Below are 4,645 nucleotides of genomic sequence, written 5' to 3'. Positions count from 1 at the left end.
CCGGCCCGGGGCCGGGGCCGGGTGGGGCTTTTGCGCGGGGCGCGGGTGGGGGGAGGGAATCCCCCGACCGGCTCCGGCCGCCCGGTGCGCCACCGGCCGGTTCTGCCGGGTTCAGCTGAGGCGCTCGATGACCATGGCCATGCCCTGGCCGCCGCCGACGCACATGGTCTCCAGTCCGAACTGCTTGTCGTGGAACTGGAGGCTGTTGATCAGGGTGCCGGTGATGCGGGCGCCGGTCATGCCGAAGGGGTGGCCGACCGCGATGGCCCCGCCGTTGACGTTGACCTTCTCCAGCGGCAGGCCGAGGTCCCGGTAGGAGGGGATGACCTGGGCGGCGAAGGCCTCGTTGAGCTCGGCGAGGTCGATGTCGTCCACGGTGAGGCCGGCGCGCTTCAGAGCCTGCTTGCTGGCCTCGACCGGCCCGTATCCCATGATCTCGGGGGAGAGGCCGGAGACGCCGGTGGAGACGATCCGGGCGAGCGGGGTCAGGCCCAGCTCGCGGGCCTTGGTGTCGGACATGATCACGAGGGCCGCGGCGCCGTCGTTGAGCGGGCAGCAGTTGCCGGCGGTGACCAGGCCGTCGGGACGGAAGACCGGCTTCAGCCCGGAGACGCCCTCCAGCGTGACGCCCGCGCGCGGGCCGTCGTCCTTGGAGACGACCGTGCCGTCCGGGGTGGTGACGGGGGTGATCTCGCGCTCCCAGAAACCGTTCTTCAGGGCTTCCTCGGCGAGGTTCTGGGACCGTACGCCGAACTCGTCCATCTCCGCGCGGCTGACGCCCTTGAGGCGGGCGAGGTTCTCGGCGGTCTGTCCCATCGAGATGTACGCGTCCGGGACCAGCCCGTCCTCGCGCGGGTCGTGCCAGTCGCTGCCGGAGTGCTCGGCACGGGCGGCGGTACGCGCCTCGGCCTCGGCGAAGAGCGGGTTGCGGGTGTCCGGCAGGCTGTCGGAGTTCCCCTTGGCGAAGCGGGAGACCATCTCGACACCGGCCGAGATGAAGACGTCGCCCTCGCCGGCCTTGATGGCGTGCAGCGCCATGCGGCTGGTCTGGAGCGAGGACGAGCAGTAGCGGGTGACCGTACAGCCCGGCAGGTGGTCCATCCCCATCTGCACGGCGACGACGCGGCCCAGGTTGTTGCCCTGCTCGCCGCCGGGAAGGCCGCAGCCGAGCATCAGGTCGTCGATGTCCCTCGGGTCCAGCTCGGGGATCTTCGCCAGCGCGGTCTGGATGATGGTGGCGGTCAGGTCGTCGGCCCGCAGGTCCTTGAGCGACCCCTTGAAGGCGCGGCCGATGGGCGAACGGGCGGCAGAGACGATCACGGCTTCGGGCATCACGCGGCTCCATGGGGACGAGAAGGCTCAACGACGGGACGGCCGTGGCCGGGCGGAACGCGACCGGACGGCCGGGCGGACGGACCCGCCGGAACCACCGCCGGACGGTGGACCCCGCCGGACCGTTCCGGCATCACTGTCTGGGAAGTTACCCGTACGTCAGGCCGGGGTCACCGGCCTGACCGTGTGATGCGGACCTCTTTTCTAAGCGCTTGCTCAGCCTTCCCGGGCGGTGCTTGCTCAGCCTTCCCGCCCGGTGCCCGCCCGGCTTTCCGCAGGCCGGTCGCCGTCCCGCTCACGGGCGCCGCCGGGCCGCCCGCGCCCGCGCGTCCGCGCCCGCCCCGGGGGCGGCGGGGCCGGAACCGGTGGTGCGGGGTGCGGGGCCGGTCCCGCCGGACTCCCGCCCGTCCCGCCCCTCGCGCCGGTCCGGAACGTCCTGCGGGCGCTCCCCCGAGGGCTCCAGGTGCTCCGGCGCGTGCTCCCCGGAGTGCTCCGGGTGCGGGTGGGGTTCGGTGTGCGCGGGCAGACGCCGGCGCCTGCGGTGCTTGAGCAGGGCCCAGGGAGCACGCGCCCCCGTGACCTCCGTACCGGCCTCCCGGGCCGCCTGCGAGGCGGCCTTCGCCACCGGCAGCATGTCCTCGCGCCGGGAACCGTCGAGGTGGTCCGTCTCCGGCCAGAGCCCGAGCACCGCGCAGAGCGTCGGCAGGACCGCCATCGACGCGGTGGCGTACCCCTCGGCCGAGGGGTGGTAGTTGTCCGGTCCGAAGAGCTCGCGCGGGTTGGCCTCGAACTCCGGCCCCAGCAGGTCGCCCAGCGAGACCGTGCGCCCGCCCTGCTCCACCGCGCCGATCGTCTGGGCCGCGGCCAGCTGCCGGCTGACCCGGCGGGCCAGGTACCGCAACGGCTGGTAGACCGGCTCGATCGTGCCGAGGTCCGGGCAGGTCGCCACGACCACCTCCGCGCCCGCCGTCCGCAGCCTGCGCACGGCGGTGGTCAGACAGCGCACCGACTGTGTCGCGGGCATCCGGTGGGTGACGTCGTTCGCGCCGATCATGATCACGCAGACGTCCGGATACCGCGACGGATCGGCCAGCAACAGCGCCACCTGCCGCTCCAGATCGTCCGACCTGGCCCCCGGAAGGGCCACGTTGCGCATGTCCACCGGCCGCTCGGCGACCGCCGCCAGCCCCGAGGCGAGCAGCGCCCCCGGCGTCTGGCCGGCCCGCCGCACCCCCTGCCCGGCCGCCGTGGAGTCACCGAGCAGAGCCAGTCGGAGCGGGTCGGCGGGACCGGCGAAGGCGACGCCGTACCGTCCGTCCGCACTCGGTGGAACCGGGGCCGTACCGCCGCCCACCTGCCGCTTCGCGAGCTGCACCTCGGCCAGTACGAGGCCGACCGTCGCCGCCCCGATGAGCCCGATGCTGCCGCCGCCGAACGCGGCGCCCGCCGCGATCCGCCGGGCCACTCTTGCCGTCGACACCGTGCGGTCCACCTCCTTCTCGCCACTCAGCCGTACACGTACCTACCTGCCCCGCAGGGGGCTGCGCCCAATCGCTTCGCCCAATGTGGTGCCCGTACGCATACTCTGAGCCGGACCATCTCGGAGATCCCGGAGTACACGGTGAAATTCCACGATTCGATGATCAGTCTTGTCGGCAACACCCCGCTGGTCAGACTGCGGAACGTCTCGGCCGGCATTCAGGCGACCGTCCTGGCCAAGGTCGAGTACTTCAACCCTGGCGGCTCGGTGAAGGACCGCATCGCGCTGCGCATGATCGAGGCGGCCGAGCGGAGCGGCGAACTGCGGCCCGGCGGCACCATCGTCGAGCCGACGAGCGGCAACACCGGCGTCGGCCTCGCGATCGTCGCGCAGCAGAAGGGGTACAAATGCGTCTTCGTCTGCCCGGACAAGGTGTCCACGGACAAGATCAACGTGATGCGCGCGTACGGCGCCGAGGTCGTCGTCTGCCCGACGGCCGTCGATCCCTCGCACCCCGACTCGTACTACAACGTCTCCGACCGGCTGGTCCGTGAGACCCCCGGAGCCTGGAAGCCCGACCAGTACTCCAACCCGAACAACCCCCGCTCCCACTACGAGACCACCGGTCCCGAACTGTGGGAGCAGACGGAGGGGCGGATCACCCACTTCGTCGCGGGCGTCGGCACCGGCGGCACCATCACCGGAACCGGCCGCTATCTGAAGGAGATCAGCGACGGCTCGGTGACCGTGGTCGGCGCCGACCCGGAGGGCTCGGTCTACTCCGGCGGCTCCGGGCGCCCGTACCTGGTGGAAGGCGTCGGCGAGGACTTCTGGCCGTCCGCCTACGACCGGACCGTCACGGACGAGATCGTCGCCGTCTCGGACAAGGACTCCTTCCAGATGACCCGCCGCCTCGCCAAGGAGGAGGGGCTGCTCGTCGGCGGCTCCTGCGGCATGGCGGTCGTCGCCGCGCTGGAGGTCGCCCGGCGACTCGGCCCGGACGACGTCGTGGTCGTCCTGCTGCCCGACAGCGGACGCGGCTACCTGAGCAAGATCTTCAACGACGAGTGGATGGCGGACTACGGCTTCCTGGAGGACGCCGGCCCCTCCGCCCGCGTCGACGCGGTGCTCGCCCACAAGGAGGGCCCGATGCCCTCGCTCGTCCACATGCACCCGGACGAGACGGTCGGCCAGGCCATCGAGGTCCTGCGCGAGTACGGCGTCTCCCAGATGCCGATCGTGAAGCCCGGCGCCGGACACCCCGACGTGATGGCCGCCGAGATCGTCGGCTCGGTCGTCGAGCGGGAACTGCTGGACGCCCTGTTCACCAAGCGCGCCCAGCTCACCGACCCGCTGGAAAAGCACATGTCGGAGCCGCTCCCCCAGGTCGGATCGGGCGAACCGGTCGAGGACCTGATGGCCGTGCTCAGCGGCTCCGGCGCGGCCGACGCCGCGATCGTGCTGGTCGAGGGCAAGCCCAAGGGGGTCGTGAGCAGGCAGGATCTCCTCTCCTTCCTGGCCGAGGAGAGCGGCGTCACCGCCTGACGCGCCCGACCCGGGAAAGGGTCGTCGCAGAACTGGTACGAGCGCGTCACGTCCACGCAGCACCCGCTTAACACGGATCAGGCAGATTGATGGGTGTCGGCAGGGAAACCCGCCGGCACCCGAAACGGCGACATGGACTACGGAGCGGCTCCCGGACCTCCACAGTCGCCAGGACGCGAGCGCCCGGCCCTGACCCGGACCGCGTCCCTCGCGGGGACCGCCGTCGTCCCGCCCCCCGGGCGACCGGGGGTGCGGCGGTCCCCGCGACATGCTTGGGCCGTGTGGTGA

Annotated in this window: 3 protein-coding genes; 1 reads left to right on the top strand and 2 read right to left on the bottom strand. The window is 72.2% G+C overall.

Going from position 1 to position 4,645, the window contains the following annotated elements; all coding sequences use genetic code 11:
• Positions 1 to 111 precede the first annotated feature (111 nt).
• Both ACFWEP_RS31930 and ACFWEP_RS31925 read right to left on the bottom strand, forming a co-directional pair.
• The gene (locus ACFWEP_RS31930; protein WP_387375370.1) at positions 112 to 1,332 is read right to left on the bottom strand and encodes an acetyl-CoA C-acetyltransferase; all 1,221 of its coding nucleotides are present in this window, start codon (positions 1,330 to 1,332) and stop codon (positions 112 to 114) included.
• A 295-nt stretch (positions 1,333 to 1,627) separates the two neighbouring features.
• Positions 1,628 to 2,797 (bottom strand): SGNH/GDSL hydrolase family protein, encoded by a 1,170-nt coding sequence (locus ACFWEP_RS31925; protein WP_387375371.1) that lies wholly within the window; start codon positions 2,795 to 2,797, stop codon positions 1,628 to 1,630.
• 156 nt (positions 2,798 to 2,953) lie between these two features.
• On the opposite strand from ACFWEP_RS31925, the gene ACFWEP_RS31920 reads away from it, so the two are divergent.
• A complete protein-coding gene (locus tag ACFWEP_RS31920) occupies positions 2,954 to 4,357 on the top strand; it encodes a cystathionine beta-synthase (RefSeq protein ID WP_387375368.1) in 1,404 nt (467 codons plus the stop codon).
• Positions 4,358 to 4,645: the final 288 nt, after the last annotated feature.

The sequence above is a fragment of the Streptomyces sp. NPDC060198 genome, assembly GCF_042728415.1.
In the GTDB taxonomy this organism is placed as follows: domain Bacteria; phylum Actinomycetota; class Actinomycetes; order Streptomycetales; family Streptomycetaceae; genus Streptomyces.
This window is presented reverse-complemented; position numbering and strand designations above follow the sequence as displayed.